This window comes from Nocardioides sp., assembly GCF_031422975.1.
In the GTDB taxonomy this organism is placed as follows: Bacteria; Actinomycetota; Actinomycetes; order Propionibacteriales; family Nocardioidaceae; genus Nocardioides.
The window spans coordinates 1-1,952 of sequence record NZ_JANPEO010000504.1 but is presented as its reverse complement, the minus strand read 5'-3'; the positions used below and the strand labels follow the sequence as shown (position 1 = coordinate 1,952).

The 1,952-nt window shown below is 69.8% G+C and carries 1 protein-coding gene and 1 pseudogene; both read right to left on the bottom strand.

Annotation, left to right across the window (positions count from 1 at the left end; translation table 11 throughout):
* Positions 1–1,045 (bottom strand): annotated as a pseudogene (locus tag RMO85_RS15040) (hypothetical protein); the annotation flags it as partial.
* Positions 1,045–1,952 (bottom strand): FtsK/SpoIIIE domain-containing protein (locus RMO85_RS15035; RefSeq protein ID WP_310529537.1); only part of this gene is annotated, 908 nt, incomplete at its 5' end. The pseudogene RMO85_RS15040 and the gene RMO85_RS15035, both read right to left, overlap by 1 nt.

The window sequence follows — 1,952 nt, the reverse complement described above, 5'->3', positions numbered from 1 at the left end:
TGCTGGGCCACGTTGCCCTGCGACAAGGACGGTAATGACTGGTAGAAGTCGAGATCGGACGCACCCGGTCGCCCCAGACCTGGGTGTCCTCGACCAGGCTGACACTGCCCGGGCGCCGCAGCTCGCGGCCCTCGAGCTCGGTCTCATCGACGGGCAGGTTCAACCGGGCCTCGCTGCGGCGCCCCGCGCTGGACTCGCGCAGGGGTGCGGGAGTCTCACTGGCAACCAGCTGCCCGTCCAGCTCGCCGTGCTCGTCGAGGGGGTCGTTCGCATCGACGTCGTCATCGAGGTCACGTCGGCTTCGGGGGGCCAACTCCGCGAGCTTCGCGATGCCGACGGCCATCCAGGGCCGCGGGTCGCGCAGCGACGGGCGAGCGTGCGGGGTGTCGTCCTCATCGGAGGTGGTCTCGGGCTCGGACACCAGCTCTCGCTGGACGGCCTCGGTCGGGTCGATGACGACGACGTCGCCGGCCTGGCGCGCGACGCGCTCCAGGGCAGCGCTGAGGTCGTCGCCCGCGCCGAGGACCTTGGTCGACAGTCCGAGGGGTACAGCGAACGGTGCGCCGTACAACCGGGTCGAGACGAGTGCCTGACGGCGACCCGAGGTGTCGAGCTCGGCGAGCAGCTTCTCCTCGTTGTGCGCGCTGATCACGAGTCGCCCGTCGTGCAGCGGACCACGGCGGGGCGTGTGCTCGACGTGCTCGACCGCGCTCCAGGGCAGTCCGCGCCAGGTGCGACCGAGCCGGATGCGGACACCCTGCGCATCGGCGACCAGCAGCGGTGTGCGCGCATCGACGAAGGTCAGCAACCAGTAGCCGCCCAGCAGCCCCATGACCGCGGCCAGGACGAAGTCCAGCACTCCCCCGCCGGCCACGGCCCGGGCGAGGTAGGTGATCGCGACCGCCGAGGCGACCACGCCGACTCCTGCCGCCAGGCCGGCGTTGCGGTGCACCTCGACCGCGTCCGGCGTCAGCGACAACGACTCGCTCGACGTCCCGGATGCCTCGGACTCCATCTCCTCGTCCCGGAGCTCAGTAGCACCCATCACGCGCCCCCCTCAAGTGTGGCGATCACTGCGTCGATCTCGTCCGGCTTCACGAGCACGTCGCGGGCCTTCGAGCCCTCACTGGGCCCGACGACGCCGCGGCTCTCCATGATGTCCATCAACCGGCCGGCCTTGGCGAAGCCGACCCGGAGCTTGCGTTGCAGCATCGACGTGGAGCCGAACTGCGTGGAGACGACCAGCTCGATGGCCTGGACGACCAGCTCCATGTCGTCGCCGATGTCGTCGTCGATCTCGCGCCTGGCCGTGGCCGGCGCGGTGACCTCGTCGATGTAGTTGGGCTCCAGCTGGGCCTTGCAGGCCTTCACGACCTGGTGGATCTCGGCCTCGGTGACCCACGAACCCTGCACGCGTACGGGCTTGCTCGACCCCATGGGCAGGAACAGTCCGTCGCCTTGGCCGACGAGCTTCTCGGCACCGGGTTGGTCGAGGATGACGCGGCTGTCGGTGACGCTGGACGTCGCGAACGCCAGTCGCGACGGCACGTTGGCCTTGATCAGTCCGGTGACGACGTCGACCGAGGGCCGTTGCGTGGCGAGCACCAGGTGGATGCCGGCAGCGCGCGCGAGCTGGGTGATCCGGACGATGGCGTCCTCGACGTCGCGCGGCGCGACCATCATCAGGTCGGCCAGCTCGTCGACGACCACCAGGAGGTAGGGGTACGGCGACAGCTTGCGCTCGCTGCCGGCGGGCACCTCGACCTTGCCGGCGCGCACCGCCTTGTTGAAGTCGTCGATGTGACGGAAGCCGAAGTTGGCCAGGTCGTCGTAGCGCATGTCCATCTCGCGCACGACCCAGGCCAGCGCCTCCGCGGCCTTCTTGGGGTTGGTGATGATCGGGGTGATGAGGTGCGGGATGCCCTCGTAGGCCGTGAGCTCGACGCGCTTGG